21 protein-coding genes and 2 pseudogenes are annotated in these 17,616 nt (G+C 39.2%); 14 read left to right on the top strand and 9 right to left on the bottom strand.

Features of this window, described 5'->3' with window-relative positions; genetic code table 11:
• Positions 1 to 125 precede the first annotated feature (125 nt).
• A complete protein-coding gene (locus IWX76_RS01855; protein ID WP_196858154.1) occupies positions 126 to 620 on the bottom strand; it encodes an SRPBCC family protein in 495 nt (164 codons plus the stop codon).
• 429 nt (positions 621 to 1,049) lie between these two features.
• On the opposite strand from IWX76_RS01855, the gene IWX76_RS01850 reads away from it, so the two are divergent.
• Together IWX76_RS01850 and IWX76_RS01845 are read left to right on the top strand one after the other, a co-directional pair.
• A complete protein-coding gene (locus IWX76_RS01850; RefSeq protein ID WP_196858153.1) occupies positions 1,050 to 2,099 on the top strand; it encodes a DUF5694 domain-containing protein in 1,050 nt (349 codons plus the stop codon).
• A gap of 181 nt (positions 2,100 to 2,280) precedes the next feature.
• Positions 2,281 to 3,324 carry a methyltransferase gene (locus IWX76_RS01845; RefSeq protein WP_196858152.1) on the top strand — a complete coding sequence of 348 codons (1,044 nt, stop codon included), beginning with the start codon at positions 2,281 to 2,283 and terminating at the stop codon, positions 3,322 to 3,324.
• Positions 3,325 to 3,388: 64 nt separating this feature from the next.
• Here IWX76_RS01845 and IWX76_RS01840 read toward each other — a convergent pair.
• Positions 3,389 to 3,538 (bottom strand): annotated as a pseudogene (locus IWX76_RS01840) (helix-turn-helix domain-containing protein); the annotation flags it as partial.
• A 17-nt stretch (positions 3,539 to 3,555) separates the two neighbouring features.
• On the opposite strand from IWX76_RS01840, the gene IWX76_RS01835 reads away from it, so the two are divergent.
• Positions 3,556 to 4,530 (top strand): hypothetical protein, encoded by a 975-nt coding sequence (locus IWX76_RS01835; protein ID WP_196858151.1) that lies wholly within the window; start codon positions 3,556 to 3,558, stop codon positions 4,528 to 4,530.
• A gap of 92 nt (positions 4,531 to 4,622) precedes the next feature.
• On the opposite strand, the gene IWX76_RS01830 is transcribed toward IWX76_RS01835, so the two are convergent.
• The 4 genes from IWX76_RS01830 to IWX76_RS01815 form a co-directional block, all read right to left on the bottom strand.
• On the bottom strand, positions 4,623 to 5,519 hold the full coding sequence (locus tag IWX76_RS01830; protein ID WP_196859005.1) for a helix-turn-helix domain-containing protein: 897 nt from the start codon (positions 5,517 to 5,519) through the stop codon (positions 4,623 to 4,625).
• Between the two features lie 69 nt (positions 5,520 to 5,588).
• Positions 5,589 to 6,587: an aldo/keto reductase gene (locus tag IWX76_RS01825; protein WP_334640982.1), complete on the bottom strand. Its 999-nt coding sequence runs from the start codon at positions 6,585 to 6,587 to the stop codon at positions 5,589 to 5,591.
• A 154-nt stretch (positions 6,588 to 6,741) separates the two neighbouring features.
• Positions 6,742 to 7,101: a helix-turn-helix domain-containing protein gene (locus IWX76_RS01820; RefSeq protein WP_196858149.1), complete on the bottom strand. Its 360-nt coding sequence runs from the start codon at positions 7,099 to 7,101 to the stop codon at positions 6,742 to 6,744.
• Positions 7,085 to 7,396 carry a type II toxin-antitoxin system HigB family toxin gene (locus IWX76_RS01815; RefSeq protein ID WP_196858148.1) on the bottom strand — a complete coding sequence of 104 codons (312 nt, stop codon included), beginning with the start codon at positions 7,394 to 7,396 and terminating at the stop codon, positions 7,085 to 7,087. The genes IWX76_RS01820 and IWX76_RS01815 overlap by 17 nt, the downstream gene beginning before the upstream one ends.
• A gap of 161 nt (positions 7,397 to 7,557) precedes the next feature.
• Between IWX76_RS01815 and IWX76_RS01810 the strand changes: the two genes are divergently transcribed.
• From IWX76_RS01810 to IWX76_RS01775, 8 genes are all read left to right on the top strand, one after another.
• A complete protein-coding gene (locus tag IWX76_RS01810) occupies positions 7,558 to 8,364 on the top strand; it encodes an SDR family oxidoreductase (protein ID WP_196858147.1) in 807 nt (268 codons plus the stop codon).
• Between the two features lie 76 nt (positions 8,365 to 8,440).
• Positions 8,441 to 9,352 (top strand): helix-turn-helix domain-containing protein, encoded by a 912-nt coding sequence (locus IWX76_RS01805; RefSeq protein WP_196858146.1) that lies wholly within the window; start codon positions 8,441 to 8,443, stop codon positions 9,350 to 9,352.
• Positions 9,353 to 9,446: 94 nt separating this feature from the next.
• Complete coding sequence (locus tag IWX76_RS01800; RefSeq protein ID WP_196858145.1) at positions 9,447 to 10,025, top strand: TetR/AcrR family transcriptional regulator; 579 nt, start codon at positions 9,447 to 9,449, stop codon at positions 10,023 to 10,025.
• Positions 10,026 to 10,071: 46 nt separating this feature from the next.
• Entirely contained in the window at positions 10,072 to 10,689 is a 618-nt protein-coding gene (locus tag IWX76_RS01795) for a hypothetical protein (RefSeq protein ID WP_196858144.1), read from the top strand.
• 52 nt (positions 10,690 to 10,741) lie between these two features.
• Positions 10,742 to 11,527 (top strand): SDR family oxidoreductase, encoded by a 786-nt coding sequence (locus IWX76_RS01790; RefSeq protein ID WP_196858143.1) that lies wholly within the window; start codon positions 10,742 to 10,744, stop codon positions 11,525 to 11,527.
• Between the two features lie 28 nt (positions 11,528 to 11,555).
• Positions 11,556 to 12,560 (top strand): saccharopine dehydrogenase family protein, encoded by a 1,005-nt coding sequence (locus tag IWX76_RS01785; RefSeq protein ID WP_196858142.1) that lies wholly within the window; start codon positions 11,556 to 11,558, stop codon positions 12,558 to 12,560.
• 137 nt (positions 12,561 to 12,697) lie between these two features.
• Positions 12,698 to 13,036, top strand: coding sequence for a nuclear transport factor 2 family protein (locus IWX76_RS01780; protein ID WP_196858141.1), 339 nt, complete (start codon positions 12,698 to 12,700; stop codon positions 13,034 to 13,036).
• Positions 13,037 to 13,050: 14 nt separating this feature from the next.
• Positions 13,051 to 13,368 (top strand): MazG-like protein, encoded by a 318-nt coding sequence (locus IWX76_RS01775; RefSeq protein ID WP_196858140.1) that lies wholly within the window; start codon positions 13,051 to 13,053, stop codon positions 13,366 to 13,368.
• On the opposite strand, the gene IWX76_RS01770 is transcribed toward IWX76_RS01775, so the two are convergent.
• Together IWX76_RS01770 and IWX76_RS01765 are read right to left on the bottom strand one after the other, a co-directional pair.
• Complete coding sequence (locus IWX76_RS01770; RefSeq protein WP_196858139.1) at positions 13,365 to 13,736, bottom strand: nuclear transport factor 2 family protein; 372 nt, start codon at positions 13,734 to 13,736, stop codon at positions 13,365 to 13,367. The genes IWX76_RS01775 and IWX76_RS01770 overlap by 4 nt on opposite strands.
• A 38-nt stretch (positions 13,737 to 13,774) precedes the next feature.
• Positions 13,775 to 14,314: a YfiT family bacillithiol transferase gene (locus tag IWX76_RS01765; RefSeq protein ID WP_334640973.1), complete on the bottom strand. Its 540-nt coding sequence runs from the start codon at positions 14,312 to 14,314 to the stop codon at positions 13,775 to 13,777.
• 114 nt (positions 14,315 to 14,428) lie between these two features.
• On the opposite strand from IWX76_RS01765, the gene IWX76_RS01760 reads away from it, so the two are divergent.
• The gene (locus IWX76_RS01760; RefSeq protein ID WP_196858138.1) at positions 14,429 to 15,133 is read left to right on the top strand and encodes an SDR family oxidoreductase; all 705 of its coding nucleotides are present in this window, start codon (positions 14,429 to 14,431) and stop codon (positions 15,131 to 15,133) included.
• Between the two features lie 180 nt (positions 15,134 to 15,313).
• Positions 15,314 to 15,916, top strand: coding sequence for a hypothetical protein (locus tag IWX76_RS01755; protein ID WP_196858137.1), 603 nt, complete (start codon positions 15,314 to 15,316; stop codon positions 15,914 to 15,916).
• Here the strand turns inward: IWX76_RS01755 and IWX76_RS01750 are convergent.
• Positions 15,902 to 16,642, bottom strand: a complete 741-nt coding sequence (locus IWX76_RS01750) for a class I SAM-dependent methyltransferase (protein ID WP_196858136.1) — start codon at positions 16,640 to 16,642, stop codon at positions 15,902 to 15,904. The two genes, IWX76_RS01755 and IWX76_RS01750, sit on opposite strands and share 15 nt — an antisense overlap.
• Positions 16,643 to 16,899: 257 nt before the next feature.
• On the opposite strand from IWX76_RS01750, the pseudogene IWX76_RS18125 reads away from it, so the two are divergent.
• A pseudogene (locus IWX76_RS18125) lies at positions 16,900 to 17,615 on the top strand (SDR family NAD(P)-dependent oxidoreductase).
• Position 17,616 lies beyond the last annotated feature (1 nt).

The raw sequence follows: 17,616 nt of genomic DNA, 5'->3' as shown, positions 1-17,616 counted from the left end.
GTTTTTAAAAGTGACAAAAGCGAATCAAACATACCTTACCTACGGTGTAATACCTGGCCGAACTTAACGAGGTCGCTTATCAATTAGTGTGCAGTTCTGATCGTCAATTAATTAGGGTGATTGCCTTAGTTGTTAATCATAACCCCAAGCTTTGGATCTTTGTTACGCAGGTCAATCCCACCTTCACAAACTGATTTTAAATTGTGCAAATAAAAGGCCCAGCCATTTGAGCAGCCCAAACGAATGTGCTGTTTGGAATGATCATCCTGTGGAATATTGTGGTGGCGCAGTTCTACAATAACGTATTCATCGAGCGTACTTAATTTGACATCTACCAAACTAACGCCCTCAAAAGTAAATTGGATAAAATCTTTTCCATTTGCGCGTAGGATTTCTCCGTGCATAGGTGTTGCTTCAAGGTACCAGTACCAATCGTATCGAGTACCGCTTTTCACTGGCTCGGTATGTTCAAGTTGGTTATTTCCCATATCTTGGAAAACTACACGTTCCAAAAACCATTTCTCCAGATTGGCTGCAACAGTCCAGGCTTCATAAATTTCACGGAGTGAAGATTTAATAGCGATACGCTTAGTGAATGATGTCCAGTCGAAATTATTCATGATCGTAAATTTAGATCAAACGGTTGCCAACCCTATTGCCGATATTTGCATTAAATTTAGGGTAAGGTTAGCATACCCATTGCAGCAATAAATATAGGAAATATAAAGGAAAGAACGTATTCATCAACCATGCCTGTTCATTCCTTGACATGGGGGGCATATGATAGAATTAGTTAATAATGAGACATTTCATCACCTATACAATCATGTTGCCAGGTAAATTGTTTTATGATGAGTTTAAAACATTGCAGGGGAGTACCAAGGAGCCCTTGGCAAGATTACTTATTGCCTTTGCATGTTGCGAATAGTATAAAATAATGGTACGTATTTGTATCTTGTTTAAGATTAATGATTTATGATATTTATTAAGGCTTCAACGTGTTAGGCCTTCTTATATCTGCATAATTACCTAAATAATTCTGACAAAACATGAGGTTTATCTTTCTTCTTTTGCTGTTTCTGTCCTTAAAAGCTAATGCTCAGAAAATAGACATTTTATTAATCGGAGCCTCCCATAACTATAGTAATGCTCCCGTTCAGGACTTTTCAAATATCTCTTCTAAAATTAAAAAATTTAAACCTCATGCGTTTTTTGGAGAATTTTTAAGCAAGGAAGATGAACGGTTAATTATGGACTATTGGTGTAAGCCTCAAAATATTAAAAGACTGGAGATGCTCAGCGCTAATAGAAGTATCTCCACAGCGGATTTGCCTAAAACAATTGATAGTTTAACAAACTTAATCTTCCTACACCCGAAAGACTATAAATTAAAAACCGATTTAGCACACGCCTATTATCTTAATCAAGATGTTGCAAATGGTCATTATCAATTTTGGCAAGTGTACAATCATCTTAGACAAACGCCGAATACCGATCTTGAAAAATATGTCGATAACATACTTAGTCCTCCATTAGATACAACAGGACGGAGCATGAAAAGACTGAAAACCTCTGAATATGCAAATATCGCTTTTCCAATTATGCTGGACATGAAAATCCAGGAATTGTTGCCGATGGATTGTCAATCTTATGATTTGAATTGGTCAGCCGCCGCCCTTGCATTTTACAATAAATTTGAAAGGGGTAAAACTGATGCCATTGCAGCTAATAAAAACGACTTTATAGCCATACTTAACAAAAGAGATAATGGCTTTAAAAAATATGGAAGTATCGAAAAAAACTCCCAAAGATTTACTGAATGGCTAAATACAGATGAAGCATCAGCCATTTTAGCTTCAGGTGATTTTTATTTCCGGGAGTTGTATGAGATCAAGGATTTTCCAAAAGAAGAGATGCTTTCACAAATACATTGGTGGACCATGAGAAATAAAGGAATGTGTGACAATGTTATCAAACAAGCCTCTTCATTAGGGTTGAAAAAAGTAGTTGTTATAGTTGGTGCTAACCACAGGAAATACATGCAGGATATATTTGAAAAAATGCCAAATGTAACTGTACAAAACATCAATGAATACTAAGAATTGCCTACTTCACTAAAAAATCAGCCGGTATTGCCCATCCACAATGATTAAGTTATATAGGCTATACATCAATTGATTACCTGTGCAAGTGACTATGTTTAACATTTAGCAATTTCATAAAAACTTAATATATAGGCGTTTGTTGAGGATTAATCAATCATATAAACCCTTTAGTTTCATGGAAAAAGAAATGGACCAACCATCTCCAGTAAGTATCATGCAGATGGGCACCGGATTCTGGGCTTCTAAAATTCTACTAGCAGCGGTTAAATTTCAACTCTTTACATTTCTGGCAGAAAGAAAAAGCATGTCGGCCGGGCAAATTAAGGATACACTGCATCTGAAATGTACGGACAGGAATGTTTTTGATTTCCTGGATTCCTTAACAGCATTCAAATTCCTACATCGCGAAGGGCTTTTAGAACATGCCTTATATTCAAACAGCCCAGATACAGATACCTTTCTAGACAAACATAAACCTTCCTACATTGGCGGATTACTTGAAATGCTAAATAACCGCCTTTACCTGCACTGGGCTAATCTGGAAGAAGGGCTGTTAACTGGTATGCCGCAAAACGAGGCTAAAAATGGCAATGGAGATCTATTTGGTGCCATTTATAAGGACCCACAAAAATTACGGGAATTTATAAATGCCATGAGTGGTATACAAAGAGGAAATTTTATAGCCTTTGCGCAAAACTTCGATTTTTCCCAATATAAGACCTTAACAGATGCAGGAGGAGCAGGAAGTTTACTTTCCCTATCTGTTGCCAGGTTTCAACCACATATGTCATGTACCAGTTTTGATTTACCGGTAGTGGAACCCATAGCCATGGAAAATATACAGCAAGCTAACCTGGGCGACCAAGTTAAAACTGCTAGTGGTGATTTTTTTTCTGATCCTATACCACCAGCAGATGTTGTAGTGATGGGGAATATATTACACGATTGGGATGAAGATAAAAAGCTAATCCTGATGAGAAAAGCATATGATGCTATTCCTGATGGCGGTGCCTTTGTGGCAATAGAAAACATTATTGATGAGGAAAGAAAACGCAATGTTTTTGGTTTAATGATGAGCCTGAATATGTTGATCGAAACCGGGAAAGGCTTTGACTATACCTTTGCTGATTTTAACAAATGGGCTAAATCAATTGGGTTTCGTTCCACATCAATAGTGTCACTCTTAGGGCCTTCTAGTGCAGCAATTGCTTATAAGTGACACCCAGTTATGAACCACGTTATTGTGTGGCTTACATGGTTACAAAAACCTGCCAGCTACGATGTCAGTGAATAGGAGATAATTGCAGCTGATTGGGTGAAACCCCGTATTTCTTTTTGAAAATGAAGGAAAAATGCGACAGGTCTTCAAAGCCAACTTCAAGATAAACCTCGGTCGGCTTTTTCTTTTTTTCAGCTAAATGATAATAAGCTTTATCTAATTTTAAATTTTATGATTTCGATTATTAAAAACAAAGAAGAAGTGGATGGGCTAGAGTTACCTTTTTCGTATTATAAAGACAATTTATCTTTAATAACTAAACAAGGCTATCTTATAGAAAAAGACGAACTTTATTGGAATGACGATCCAATATTGGTTGAAATTGAATCATTATATACAGAACGATTTAATGATTTACCAAGTGACATTGGTTTCTTTATGGATCAGCCGATAAAAGAATCTTTATTTTCAATTTGTGGATTCAAATGTCATAAAGGAAAATTAAAACTGGAACTATGCTCTTATCAACATTTTGTCTCTTGGGAGACATCAATTTATAATCCAATAAAGATAATTGAAAAACTTAAGGAAGTTTCATATCCTGATTTTGAATATTGGGAACCAGTAGATGATAATTATAATATTTTTTTCTATTATGAAAAAGCTAAAGAGCATTATCTTACCATAGAGGATTTTGTAGAAGACGCACTAAGTAAGTTTAAAAAAGCCGAACAAGCCGTTCGTACTGGACTGTCAGGATTTAGATGGAAGACGGACTATCAAAATAGTGAGATTCTATATTCAAAGGAAGTTATTATGCCTTTGTTACTAAAAATGGGATTTTTGAATATATCTTATTCCCATGGTAATCGTGAATTTGGCAAAGATTTTGTCTTTTCGGCTACTGATAAATTTGGCAATTTTATACATTATGGGATGCAGGTAAAAGCTGGAGACATTAATGGTAAAGTTAATGGTCAAATTGATCAATTGATCGGGCAAATTGATGATGCTTTCAAAATACCATTTAGATTGAAAACTGAACAATTACAGTGCATAAGTTATCTTTACATTGTAATAAGCGGTAATTTCACTGAGAATGCAATTGAAAAAATACTATATAAAATCCCAGCAAAGTATAATGAATATGTAAAAATGTTGGACAAAGAAAGTGTAATCCAACTTCTTGGTGTATATGGATATTAGTAATGAACATTATTTGGTTACATACTTTTTATTGCAAAGCTTTGAATCATTAAGTAGTTTAAAAGACGCAAATCTGCATATTCGTATCTTATTCAATTAAACGCCTGCCGGAATTCCAAAGGTGACAAACTGGTTTTCTTCTTAAACAACGTACTAAACGATTGTGCGTGTTCAAAGCCCAACGTATAAGCGATCTCACTCACCGATAAATTTGTAGTCGATAGTTTTTCCTTCGCCTTTTCAATCAACTTTTGATGGATATGCTGCTGTGTATTTTGTCCAGTATGCATGCGCAATAAATCACTCAGGTAGTTTGGAGACAAGTTCATGAGATCGGCCATGCGTTGAACCGTTAATAGCTCCGGTATCGCTGTAGTACTGCTGTCGAAATACCCATCAACAAGGCGTTCAAATTTGGCAAGCAGTTGATGATTGTGGTTCTTCCGGGTAATAAACTGTCGCTCGTAAAAACGATTGGAATAATTGAGCAGCAACTCAATCTGAGATAAAATAATTTCCTGAGTATGTTTATCAATATGCAGGCATTCCTTATCGATCTTTTTCAATATGGTAATAAGATCATCTTCTTCTTCAGCAGAAAGATGCAGCGCCTCATTAACCGCGTAAGAGAAGAAGTTATAACTGTTGATGTTGCTTGCCAGGGGATGGGCCAGCAAAAAGTCAGGATGGAAAATAAGCAGGTATCCTGATCCGCATTCTATATTATTCAGATCCAGGGATTGAACTTGATTAGCTGCAGTAAAGCTCAGGACGCCCTTATCGTAATCATAATGTTGCTGGCCATAACGTATTTTCCCCTTGGCTTCCCTTTTGAGGGCAACACAATAAAACCGATTCACGAAACCTTTCCATACCTCATCTTCCAGGAAAACACTTTCAGCAAGGTTAATCACACTGACCAGTGGATGGCGTGGCTCGGGCAAAGAGAGTAACCGGTGGAATTCTGAAACTGAATTTATGGCATTCATCATACTAAATTAAACATTTTTAGGTGTAGAATAGCGGTTGCATCCTTAAAATGCAACCGTAGAAATAGGTTAATCAATTAGCCCCATACTAAACTCATCGTACGGTTTACCGGTATCCGTACCCAAGGGCACAATGCTTTCGAGTTTCGACAGATCCGCTTCGTTTAATTCAATTTCTGTGGCCGCTATGTTTTGCTCCACATATTTTCTTCGTTTGGTGCCCGGAATAGGGACGATGCCCTTTTTCATAATCCAAGCCAGTGCCAATTGTGATGGGGTAATGTTTTTCTCTTCCGCCATGGCCTCAATTGCTTTAACCAGTTCCATATTCTTGTAAAAATGCCCTTCCTGAAAACGGGGAATTGCACGGCGAAAATCGTTTTCCGGTAAATCATCTATCGATCGGATTTGCCCGGATAAAAAGCCACGTCCTAATGGGGAATAAGCAACAAAACCTATCCCAAGTTCATTTAACGTATTCAGTATGCCACGTTCTTCTGTGGTACGCTCAAATAAAGAATATTCACTTTGCACCGCCGTAATTGGGTGAACCGCATGAGCTCTTTTCACAGTTTCTGAAGATACTTCTGATAGTCCGAGATAACCCACTTTTCCTTCCTTCACCAGCTCGCTCATCGCCTCCACGGTTTCTTCGATGGGTGTATTTTTATCAAGGCGGTGCATATAGTACAAATCAATATAATCCGTGTTAAGATTTTTAAGAGATCGTTCCACCGCTTTTTTCACGTATTCTTTTTTCCCATTAATAGCCCAGGTCACTTTATTGTTGTCATCTATTTCCCAGCCGAACTTTGTCGCGATAAGATATTTTTCTCTGTTACCAGCTATTGCTTTAGCAATCAACTGCTCATTTTTGAAAGGCCCGTACAAATCGGCAGTATCTAAAAAATTACCACCTAATTCGAGCGATCGGTGAATGGTGGCCATAGCTTCCTGCTCATCTGCGGCTCCATACATATTTGCTTCTCCAAAACCCGTCATCCCCATACAGCCCAAACCTATAATGGGTACTACCAAACCTTCGCTTCCCAAATTTATTTTCTTCATTTCCATAAGATTAATTGTTATAGGTCAAAGTTCGCTAAGAACACTTTAATCGCTGTATGCAAAGCCCTGAAGGTTGTATGCAAATCAAGGAATAGGTAATAGGGTTGAGGTTGCAGCCTATCGTATCTGTGGAATAGGTCGACCAGATATAAAATTAATAAGCCTGTATTAAGACTTCTGCGGGTATATGAAGTACATCTGTTAACTTCCGGATCATAGAAAGACTTAATTTTCTTTTCCCAGATAGGATTTCAGACTTCCTTGAACGCGTACCTAACAATTCACTTAGTTCATTTTCAGATAAATTCATTTGTTCCATCCGAAATTTAATCGCTTCAATTGGGTTTGGATAAGATACAGGGTAGTGTACCAATTCAAATTCCTTAATCAATAGGCTTAAGATTTCCAATTCATCTGAAATTGCAGATCCCTCAACGATATCAGTTTGCATTAACTCATACACCCGAGCCAGCGCATCATCGTATTCTTTCTCAGTTCTAATTGGTTTTAACATAACTAATTGTTTTAGCATTTATTTTATCATATTGATTATGCGATCCAAACCAAACAATAAACACAATTTTTAATCGGTACTCTATATCTACAATTAGTCGATAATTATTGCCATGGATGTTGAATACGACTCTTTTTTCATTAAGGACAGAAGCATTTTTATATTGCGCTTTTAATTCATTTGGATTACTCCACATTGCAGAAACGGCTTCTTCATGCCAGCTTAATAAATCCTGTTCTGCCTGATGAAATTCGCCAATGTAATCCTTTAGCGTTTTTATTGCTATCACTCGCATAATAAACAAATATACTAAATTGTTCCCAAAAAGGGAACGCGAGACTCAGGTATAAAGTGAAAGACGCTAAATCGTCAATTTGGCTTGCTAAACTACCAATTAGATGAATTGGCCCCACCATGTATTATCGAATTTTGCATCATACACTAATACATAAGATCATGCAAAAGACAATCTTCATTACCGGAGCCTCATCTGGGTTGGGTAAAGCAACCGCTAAATTATTTCAGGAAAAAGGCTGGCAAGTAATTGCAACCATGCGTAACCCTGAGAACGAGAACGAACTGAAAGCGCTTCCTAATGTAACCGTATTACCATTGGATGTTACCGATAGTCAGGCCATACAAAAAACAGTCTCAAAAATTATGAAGTCCCATTCAGTTGATGTGGTGTTGAACAATGCCGGTTACGGCCTGATTGGTCCCTTGGAATCATTTAACGATGAACAGATCGATACGCAAATTCAGACTAACCTATTTGGTGTTATTAATGTAACAAGGGCGTTCATTCCTTTCTTTAGGAAAAACAAACGCGGTATGTTCATCAATATTACAAGCACATTTGGTCTGGTGGGTTATCCCACCTGTTCCATTTATAACGCAACCAAATTTGCAGTCGACGGATTCTCAGAAGGTCTGGCCTATGAGTTAGCTCAGTTCGGCATTCAAGTGAAAGTAGTGGCACCTGGAGGTATGCAGACTAACTTTGCCGGTAGATCTTTACAAGGTGGAATGCATCACGCATATAGCAAACTGGTGGAAAAAGTGAGTGAAGGTTATAGCGAGGAACAGCTTGCCAATTACACAAAAGCAGAAGCGGTAGCCCAGGTCATTTATGATGCGGCTACAGACAACAAAAACCAGCTTCGGTATATTGCAGGTCATGATGCTATCGGCTTATATAAGGAACGATTGGAATTAACACCCGAAGGACAATTCGAAAAAAATTCAGCTCAGTTTATATTTTAGTGTCTTCGTCATTTTTGTCGGAACTAATATTGATCCGGCAGAAACGACTTCTTAATGAATAACTTAAATTTGTATCATGAAAAAACAACCGGTCATCTTCAATTCTCTGTCCCAATTGCATAAGGCCATGGGACAGCCGGCTCCTTCACATCCGCTGATTAGCATCATGAATTATGGAGAGGCACGATTTGACCCAAAGGATTTTGAGCAGGGTATTATCCTGAACTTTTACAAGATCTCTTTTAAGACCAGCTTTTCTGGAAAACTGAAATATGGTCAGGGGTATTACGATTTCGAAGAAGGCGGAATGTCATTCATAGCACCCGGCCAGCTATTGAAAATGCAGGAGGAAGAAGCCAATTATGAAGGGATGACACTTCATATCCACCCGGATTTCCTGAGGTCCTATTCGATAATTGCAAGCATCAAACAATATGGCTTTTTTGGCTACTCGGCAGCTGAGGCCCTGTACCTTTCAGAAAAAGAAAAAGCAACCATTTTAAGCATTTACGCCTTTATTCAGGAAGAACTGAACGAGCGTATTGATAAATTTAGTCAGGATGTGATCATTGCGCAAATTGAACTGCTGCTGAATTATGCCAACCGCTTTTATGACCGTCAGTTTCTGACCCGAAAGGCCGTAAATAATGATATTCTTGTGAGGTTGGAAGAACAATTGGAGCAATATTTTAATGAAGATAAATCCTTAAATCAAGGACTGCCTACCGTTAATTCAGTCGCAGAAAATCTTAATGTTACCCCACGTTACCTGAGCGATCTGCTGCGAAATCTTGTGGGATTGAATACCCAACAGTTCATCCACGAAAGAGTGATAGAAAAAGCAAAGGAATATCTTGCAAAAGAGAAGCTGACCATTGCTGAAATCGCCTATCATTTAGGCTTTGAACATCCGCAGTCCTTCAATAAACTCTTTAAAAGTAAAACCACTTTGTCGCCATCAGCATACAAAAGGAGTTTGCTGAATTAATTTAGCATATCGCTTGTTGTTCAAGAAAAATGATCGTAAGCAGACAAATTCTAAAACGTATGTTTCAGATAATTTTTATCTTTGCACCTGAGGTATGGCAAGAAATGTAGAATTTAACGAGCAGCTAGCGGTTTCCAAGGCAATGGATGTCTTTTGGAGGAAAGGCTATAATGGCACCACAATGCGTGACTTGACGGAAGCCATGGGGATCAACAGCAGCAGCCTTTACAATACCATTGGCGACAAGCACGAACTCTTTGTTCGCAGTTTAAAACATTATACGGAATCCAGAATGCAGGCCGCCTTAAAGCAATTGGACCCCATTAAATCGCCGATAAAAGCTATCGATAAATTTATCCAGTCGTCAGTATATGTCATTACCAATGAACCTAACAGCTGTCTGGCCATTAAAACTACTTTTGAGGTAGCAACTAACGATGAGCAGGTGCAGAAGATCATCAAAGCAGACAATGACTTTACCTATAATTTGTTGAACGGATTGGTAGAAAAAGCAATCCAGAAAGGCGAAATAACGGTAAGTCAGGACGCAGCAATGCTAACGGATTATATCATTAACCACTTTAGCGGCTGGCACGAATCATTTATCATTCACAAAGACAAAACGCGGATCAAGAATATGGCTACGTTCCTGCTCAAGCAAATCACTCAATAATTTTTTTAGCCAAATCTGAAACAAATGTTTTATAATCATAAATAAGATGGATATACTCGCAGCATACAAAGACTATTATACGGCAAGTGAAAAGCCGGAAGTAGTAGAAATAGGGGAAGCAAGCTACGTCTCTATATTAGGGCTTGGAAGTCCTGGTACTCCAGCTTTCTATCAAAAGAAAGCTGCAATTAAAGAATTTGTAGCCGCATTGGCGGAAAAGCATACCCTGGACAATAAGCCGTTTTCAAGCAGTGTAGTGGAAATATTTTACTGGTTCGACGAAGAAAAAGTAGGGTACGTTGATATCGGAAATTTCTATACAACAGTAGACTTAGCCCTGCTTCAATACCGAATTGCGATCCGCATTCCCAATTTTATTAGCAGTGAAGATATCAAACAGGTCACCGAACAAAGAGGGGAAATTTTATTCGCAAAAGACTTTGAACATTTTACGTATACAGCCGGGACGTGTGTGCAGCTTTTGCATAAAGGACCTTTTGCTGGAGAATTGCAAACGCTTCCTATCCTTCAGAAATTTGCCACCGACAATGGCTTTAGGAAATCTGGTATGCATCACGAAATTCACCTCACCCATTTTGAATTGGGACAAAGTCAGGCACACTTGCAAACCATCCTAAGAGATCCCGTGGTAAAACAGCACTAATTTTTTTTAACCATATCTGAAACAAATGTTTCAATAACTAATAAAAACAAAAATGGAAATATCGACTAAAGAATTATCGGGTAAAATAGCCCTGGTTACCGGAGGAACAAAAGGAATAGGAAAAGCCATTGCAGACAAGCTGGCCTCAAAAGGAGCAACGGTTGTGGTCACTGCACGTAAACCAGCAGAGGAAAATATCGAACATCATTTTATAATGGCGGATCTGACAAACAGTGGTGATATCGCTGAACTAAGCAAAAATCTGATCGAGAAATATGGTACGCCCGATATTCTTATCAATAATGTAGGTGGTACTTCTTCTCCCGCAGGAGGTTTTCAAATGCTCAGCGACGAAGACTGGGGTAGGGATATCGAACTCAATCTGCTGGCCGCTATCAGATTGGACAAGGCCATTGTTCCCAGGATGATTGAAAAGAATTCCGGCGCGGTGATCCATATATCATCGCTGAACGGCAAAATCCCATTGTACGAGTCCAATTTCTCCTACGGAGTCATGAAATCAGCTTTAAACGCCTATAGTAAAACGCTGGCCAATGAAGTTGCCAAACATGGTGTTCGGGTAAATACGGTATCTCCGGGAATGGTAAAAACAACAGCGATGGAAACTTTTCTGCAAAGCTATGCACAATCAATCGGTAAAACCGTAATGGAAGCATCACAACAGATCATGGCTAGTTTGGGTGGTGTGCCAATGAACCGTATGGCCGAGCCTGAAGAAATTGCCAATATGGTGGCCTTTTTGGTATCCGATGGTGCCAGTTACATTACCGGAACCAATATGCTTGTTGACGGCGGCACAAATCCATCTTTATCATAATAATTTGAACCTAAAAAGGTGTAAGAATATGAATAACAAGAAAAACAAGCTCTTAATTTACGGCGCTACCGGATATACAGGAAAAATCATTGTAGCCAGGGCGAAAGCGCTTCACCTTGATTTTGAGATTGCCGGAAGGGATCCCCATAAAACCAGGCAATTGGCAGCCGAATTTGAAATAGCTTATCACGTATTTGACGTGAATACCGAGAGCGCCTGGCCAAAAGCACTGACAAATATAAAAGTATTAATCAATGCGGCAGGTCCATTTCAGTTCACTGCCGCACAGGCGATGAAAGCTTGTTTAAAGGCAGGTGTGCATTATCTTGACATCAGTGCCGAAATGGATACCTATAGGTTAGCGGAATCTCTCGACAAGGAAGCTCGGGAAGCAGGAATTCAGCTGATCTCTGGTGCAGGACTTTTTGTAAGTTATGATGCATTGGTCGTGCATCTTTCAAAAATGGTGGCTGAACCAGAATATCTGAAAATAGGGTTTCGTCATTATGGCGGGTTCTCCAGGGGTTCGGTATTGAGTAGTAAAAACATCGCAAACTTAGGTATCTTAGTTCGCAAAAATGGTGATATCATTAACCAGCCAGCTCCAAAGTCAAAAACCTTTGCGTTTGGTAAAGAGGAAGTGGAATGCATGCCAACCCCTTTAGGGGGTATAATTTTGAGTTATAAATCTACAGGCATTCCAAATATTGAGGAATTTTTCTCTTTAAAACTGCCCGCCATTGAATTGAATCAAGGCACGACAGTGGAACACCTGCCCGAAGGGCCCACAAAAGAGGAAAGGGCAGCAGGCAGAAATGGTATTTCGGCAGAGATTACCGGTAGAAATGGTCAGGTGGTAAGCGCTTATGTTGATGCCCCTTCAGGATACGACCTTACGCCACTTTCCGTAGTGGCAGTAGCGCATCGCATCTTAAACGGAGACTTCAAAGTGGGCTATCAATCACCTGGCTCTGCCTATAGGGAGGACATCTTAAAAGATATTCCAGACACCTATTTGTTTGACATGGTCTAAACAGGAGCAAATAACAATTCGTCAAAATGGCAACATAAAATCCCATTCTGACGAATTTTAAAGCTATATGTTTGTGCACCTTGCAACAACAAATCATAATGATAACACATGCCACAAGTAGGTATAAACTAAAGAAAATGAATATACAAGGTTTTATTACGAAGTGGATTGCTGCCAGCAATGCATTCGATACAGAAAAGTATCTCGGACTTTACTTACAAGATGCTATTTTAGACGACCCTTCTGTAGGAAGAAAGTTTGAAGGGCATAGTGGTATAAAACAGTATTTTGACAACTACTTTATAGGCTATCAGACTCGTACAGCACAGACTGCACTTAAAATTGTAGATGAAGAAAACGCCCATCTGGAAGTAGAATTTACCGGTGACTTTCCGGAAGGAAAAATTGGTGGTACTTTTGATTTTACATTCAAAGACGGCAAAATAGCATTCGTAAAGGCAGACTTGATTCACTAATAAAAGGAATAATAATGAGTAAAGAAAATTTTGACGAGATCATTCGTCGCTCACTTGAGCTTAGAAAAAAATACCACGAGCTGGAGATGCAGCACCACGGAAGCGAATGGACGGTGGAAGAAGATGCCTTGGCTTATCTTACCGATGCAGGTTTGGTTGGACGCAACATCATGTCGCAACAGCAACGCTGGCCCAAAGCAGGTGCTGAGGAAGAATTAGAACATAAACTGGGCGAAAATATCTGGTGGTTGGTTGTTCTCGCCGAAAGGTCGGGTATTGATATCAAAGAAGCCGTAAACAAGTTTCTAGAAAAGACCGAAAAATTATTTTAAGCCATTCCGCTTCCGCCAACTACTTTAATGCCTTCGGCGAATTTTTTCCAAAAGCGGATGTAACGATAGGTGACTTCAAAGGGCACATTATTGAATTTTCCCTTTAAGTCCATTGTTAAGGTAATGACTGCCAGATCATCAATGATGTTCAGGTGCTCAACATTTGGTAGCAATTCGTCAATCTTGAGTGACCCGTCACGATAGGAATTCAAATCGATTTCTTTGGTGATGACTTCGCCAGACGGGATGATAAACAACAAATCTTGATGCAATAATTCATCAAGCGCACCGATGTCACTTTGTTTAATGGCGTTGTAGAGTTTGCTTTCCTGCTCAAGGATATCGCGTTCTGTTAGTATAGTTCCCATACTTGTCTATTAGCAATTACATTAGTAACACCATTCCCTTACCATCCCATTCTCCTTCTTAACGAGATAATTTGCTGCGCATGGTGTGTTCCGTGCCACGCGTAATGTTGCGTCATTTGCCATACCTGCACGTACTCTTTATTTTCCGGATGGTAATAGCTTCTTTTCCAGTCTTCTTCCGTTAAATTCTCTAACAGCGTCGACCATCTGGCGTGCAGCGCATGGAGTAGCGTAACCGACATATTGAGCGGTACCATGGCAACGTCTGGAAGCTCAGCCCAAAGTTTCTCGTTGTATGGACTAATACTAGGTTTGTCTTCGGTCAGGGCCAGCTTCAACCTGATGTAAGCATTCATATGGCTGTCGGCCACATGATGTATCACCTGGGCAATATTCCAGCCCTGCGGCCGGTAGGGGACTTTTAACTGCGCTTCGTCTAAATTCTCGATACACCTATCGAATAATAGCGGTACGGTTTTAATGCTACGAATCCAAGTAATAAGATTGCTTTCGTTATAGCTATCCGCTGCAGAAAAGCGACCAATCGGATACGTTAGTTTTTCCAGAGGTATTTCCATGCCCTAAAATAGGAAAATTGTTCACATCATTTTGGATTGCTAAACATAATACCTAAACGGTTTTGGAGCATGTTTTGAGGGTGGTTACTTTACAGTCTATAAATCAATTTATATATGCAAGATTTAAACAACAAAGTAGCTTACGTTACTGGCGGAACAAAAGGTATCGGATTTGGCATTGCCAAAGCATTGATCGAAGCCGGATTAAAGGTAGCCATTTCGGGCCGAAAGCTGGAAGATGTGCAAAAGGCAGCGGAAGAACTTGGCTCAGATAACGTCATTGCTATCGCATCTGATGTATCAAATTACGATGATGAGGTACGCGCGGTGGAACAGATCGTAGAAAAGTTTGGTCGGCTTGACATACTCATTGCCAATGCGGGAGTAGGAAAATTTGGGCCTGTTGATCAGTTGAGTCTGGAGGATTGGAATGCAATGATAGCTACCAATCTTACCGGTGTGTTTCATACGCTTAAAGCAGGGGTGGAGCAACTCAAATCGAATAAAGGTTATTATATCACTATTGCTAGTCTGGCCGGTACTAACTTTTTCGCAGGCGGATCTGGTTATAATGCTTCAAAATTTGGTGTTGTGGGTTTCACCCAGGCTGCGATGCTGGATTTAAGGGAATATGGAATAAAGTCAACTACCATTATGCCGGGTTCGGTAACCTCTCATTTCAATGATCACCAACCAAGTGAAGCCGATTCATGGAAAATTCAACCATCAGATATTGGTGAAATGATTGTTGGTTTGCTGAAAATGAATCCAAATGTACTGCCGAGTAAAATTGAGGTTCGCCCTACACAGACTAAATAAAACAACACTGATCACGAATATATCATTAAGTCAGTAGTGCTTAAGATATATTCATGATCATCGATTAGAAAATAAGGATTCCAAAACACTGAAAATCAATCTCGTTTAACTTTCAATAATGAATTTTATGTAAAGTACGGTAAAATCGCATCATGGGGTATATATCATTAATCCTTAATCATGAGTCGAGTAAGCTTCGTATTTTTAATAGTTGTATTCATTCTCTTTAGTTGCGAAAAAAAGATTACCGATGAGCAGTTTGAACAAAACGTTTTTTCCGAAATAATTTTAAAGGTTGTTGATTCGACCTATCAGGATTATAGAATATTAACAATTGTTCCGGAAATGGGGGAAAGAATTTATGACAAAAATGGAAAATGGATTGGACGAAGTCTAATTGGCCAACGTGAAAGAGATCTTAAACGTAAAGCTAAAGCGGAAGTTTTTATAAAAGACAGCTTAAATCTCATTATCGCTATTGGAACCGGCGGCTTAATAAATGACAAAACAGAACTACAAAATTATAATAGTCCAAAATTTAAATTCAAACACCTTTCCGAATTACCAGCAGATGAAAACTATAAAAATTGGGCTGCTAAGTATCCTAAATTTGCAGGAGCTTTGGTTTTTTCTAATATAAATTTTGATGTCAGCAAAATAAATGGAACTTTAAATGTAAGTTATTATTGCGGAACTAGATGTGGCTTAGGTTATGTCGTCACTATTAAAAAAATAAATAATAAGTGGGTAATCAGCAAAGTTGAGAATTCATGGATTGCTTAAAGGCGACTGCGTATAATTGCCTGTTTTCTCAAACAGTAGAAAATGTTGCAGCGGTAAAAATGTGCCGTTCCTAACCAGCTTAAAGCCACTAGCCTCAAGTTCTTTTTTTACCTGCCTTACACTCATCTTGTGTTCAGGTTTAATGCCTACCGTAGGGTCTTCCTCCTTGTACTCCAGTAGCAGCAGCTGTCCATTGGGTTTAAGTGCCCTGCTCAGGGCCTCCAGATAAGCTTTTGGGTGTTGTAGTTCATGGTAAACATCAACCATAAAGGCTAAGTCAATGGAGTTGGCCGGTAGATTGGGTGTGATTTCGGTACCCTTAATTACTTTCACGTTGTCCAGGCGGTCGTCAACTGCCTTTTTCTTCAGGTAGGCAATAGCGTGATCCTGGATCTCTACCGCGTAGACTTTACCCTCTGAAATGCGTCGGGCAACCCGAAAAGTGTAAAATCCAGATCCCGCGCCAACATCGGCAACAACACTGTTGCTTTTCAGCGGCAGGGAAGCCAAAGCCAGGGTAATATTTTCTTCCCGCATTCGGCTGTTGCGTTCCAGCCATTCCACGCCATCAAAACTCATTACCTGTGCAATCTCCCTGCCCATGTAAACCTTACCGGTACCATTGGCCGAAGGCTTTTTGAAAGTGTAGGGTGACTGCTCCTGGGCAGAGGTGGTATGCACTACTATCAAAAAGCAAAAGGGGATTAGAAGGTTTGATATTTTCATAACGATGTAGCTTATGGGAGCAACGAAAAGCAGCACACAAAAGTTTGCGATAGTTATATTAATTTTTCTTTTATGAGCTGATAGTTCATGATTAATTGGATTAAATTAGTGCAGAAACATACTATAATTATAAAAATCTTTATTATTTAAAACTAAATAAATACTTTTATGTACTAATGTTGAAGTTAATTAGCGCTGTTAACTCCTATTTTTATAGCCTTGAATTGTAGCATTAGATTTTTCAGATAATTAAGAGGATGAATTTTGAAGGTAAAAACATATTAGTAGTCGGTGGAAGTTCGGGTATAGGGCTTTCTCTGGTAAGGTCGCTGGCTTTAAATGGTGCAACTGTATATAATATATCAAGAACTGAGCATCCAGATTGGCCTAAGGGTATTAGGCACCTGTGTTTGGATGTTCTTGATGATCTGAGTGCCATGGCAGACTTTCTTCCTGAACAATTACATGGTTTGGTGTATTCAGTGGGGAGCATTACCCTTAAGCCTTTCCATAGGCTTACTGAAGAAGATTTTTTAAACGACTATAGCGTAAACGTTTTGGGTGCTGCACGCACTATTCAGCAATCTGTTAAACATTTGAAAAATGCTCCTGCATCATCTATAGTTTTGATTAGTTCTGTTGCTGCTAAGACCGGAATGCCTTATCATGCCAGTGTCGCTACAGCAAAAGCGGTGTAGAGGGTCTGGGATTATCATTGGCAGCGGAATTTGCTGCCCAGCAAATACGGGTAAATGTGGTAGCTCCGTCGCTTACTGATACGCCACTGGCTAAAAATCTATTGAACTCTGCTGAAAAACGTGAAGCCTCTGCGAATAGACACCCTTTATCAAAGGTAGGACAACCAGAAGATATCAGTAGTTTGATTGCTTTTTTACTCTCGGATGAAAGCAACTGGATAACCGGGCAAGTCATTGGTGTGGATGGCGGATTGGGAAAGCTAAAAACAAGTTAAT

Origin of the sequence: Pedobacter sp. CAN_A7, assembly GCF_015752175.1 — a bacterium.
Classification (GTDB): Bacteria; Bacteroidota; Bacteroidia; order Sphingobacteriales; family Sphingobacteriaceae; genus Pedobacter.
Note: the sequence above shows the minus strand (reverse complement) of the source record. Positions and strands in the feature narration are given on the sequence as shown.

Excerpts from the sequence above, each read along its gene's own strand:
- IWX76_RS01790 (WP_196858143.1), top strand. The coding sequence starts at position 10,742 with ATGGAAATATCGACTAAAGAATTATCGGGTAAAATAGCCCTGGTTACC.
- IWX76_RS01825 (WP_334640982.1), bottom strand. The coding sequence starts at position 6,587 with ATGAAGAAAATAAATTTGGGAAGCGAAGGTTTGGTAGTACCCATTATA.
- IWX76_RS01785 (WP_196858142.1), top strand. The coding sequence starts at position 11,556 with ATGAATAACAAGAAAAACAAGCTCTTAATTTACGGCGCTACCGGATAT.
- IWX76_RS01765 (WP_334640973.1), bottom strand. The coding sequence starts at position 14,314 with ATGGAAATACCTCTGGAAAAACTAACGTATCCGATTGGTCGCTTTTCT.
- IWX76_RS01770 (WP_196858139.1), bottom strand. The coding sequence starts at position 13,736 with ATGGGAACTATACTAACAGAACGCGATATCCTTGAGCAGGAAAGCAAA.
- IWX76_RS01795 (WP_196858144.1), top strand. The coding sequence starts at position 10,072 with ATGGATATACTCGCAGCATACAAAGACTATTATACGGCAAGTGAAAAG.
- IWX76_RS01805 (WP_196858146.1), top strand. The coding sequence starts at position 8,441 with ATGAAAAAACAACCGGTCATCTTCAATTCTCTGTCCCAATTGCATAAG.
- IWX76_RS01845 (WP_196858152.1), top strand. The coding sequence starts at position 2,281 with ATGGAAAAAGAAATGGACCAACCATCTCCAGTAAGTATCATGCAGATG.
- IWX76_RS01780 (WP_196858141.1), top strand. The coding sequence starts at position 12,698 with ATGAATATACAAGGTTTTATTACGAAGTGGATTGCTGCCAGCAATGCA.
- IWX76_RS01830 (WP_196859005.1), bottom strand. The coding sequence starts at position 5,519 with ATGAATGCCATAAATTCAGTTTCAGAATTCCACCGGTTACTCTCTTTG.
- IWX76_RS01760 (WP_196858138.1), top strand. The coding sequence starts at position 14,429 with ATGCAAGATTTAAACAACAAAGTAGCTTACGTTACTGGCGGAACAAAA.
- IWX76_RS01820 (WP_196858149.1), bottom strand. The coding sequence starts at position 7,101 with ATGTTAAAACCAATTAGAACTGAGAAAGAATACGATGATGCGCTGGCT.
- IWX76_RS01750 (WP_196858136.1), bottom strand. The coding sequence starts at position 16,642 with ATGAAAATATCAAACCTTCTAATCCCCTTTTGCTTTTTGATAGTAGTG.
- IWX76_RS01815 (WP_196858148.1), bottom strand. The coding sequence starts at position 7,396 with ATGCGAGTGATAGCAATAAAAACGCTAAAGGATTACATTGGCGAATTT.
- IWX76_RS01850 (WP_196858153.1), top strand. The coding sequence starts at position 1,050 with ATGAGGTTTATCTTTCTTCTTTTGCTGTTTCTGTCCTTAAAAGCTAAT.
- IWX76_RS01775 (WP_196858140.1), top strand. The coding sequence starts at position 13,051 with ATGAGTAAAGAAAATTTTGACGAGATCATTCGTCGCTCACTTGAGCTT.
- IWX76_RS01810 (WP_196858147.1), top strand. The coding sequence starts at position 7,558 with ATGCAAAAGACAATCTTCATTACCGGAGCCTCATCTGGGTTGGGTAAA.
- IWX76_RS01835 (WP_196858151.1), top strand. The coding sequence starts at position 3,556 with ATGATTTCGATTATTAAAAACAAAGAAGAAGTGGATGGGCTAGAGTTA.
- IWX76_RS01800 (WP_196858145.1), top strand. The coding sequence starts at position 9,447 with ATGGCAAGAAATGTAGAATTTAACGAGCAGCTAGCGGTTTCCAAGGCA.
- IWX76_RS01855 (WP_196858154.1), bottom strand. The coding sequence starts at position 620 with ATGAATAATTTCGACTGGACATCATTCACTAAGCGTATCGCTATTAAA.
- IWX76_RS01755 (WP_196858137.1), top strand. The coding sequence starts at position 15,314 with ATGAGTCGAGTAAGCTTCGTATTTTTAATAGTTGTATTCATTCTCTTT.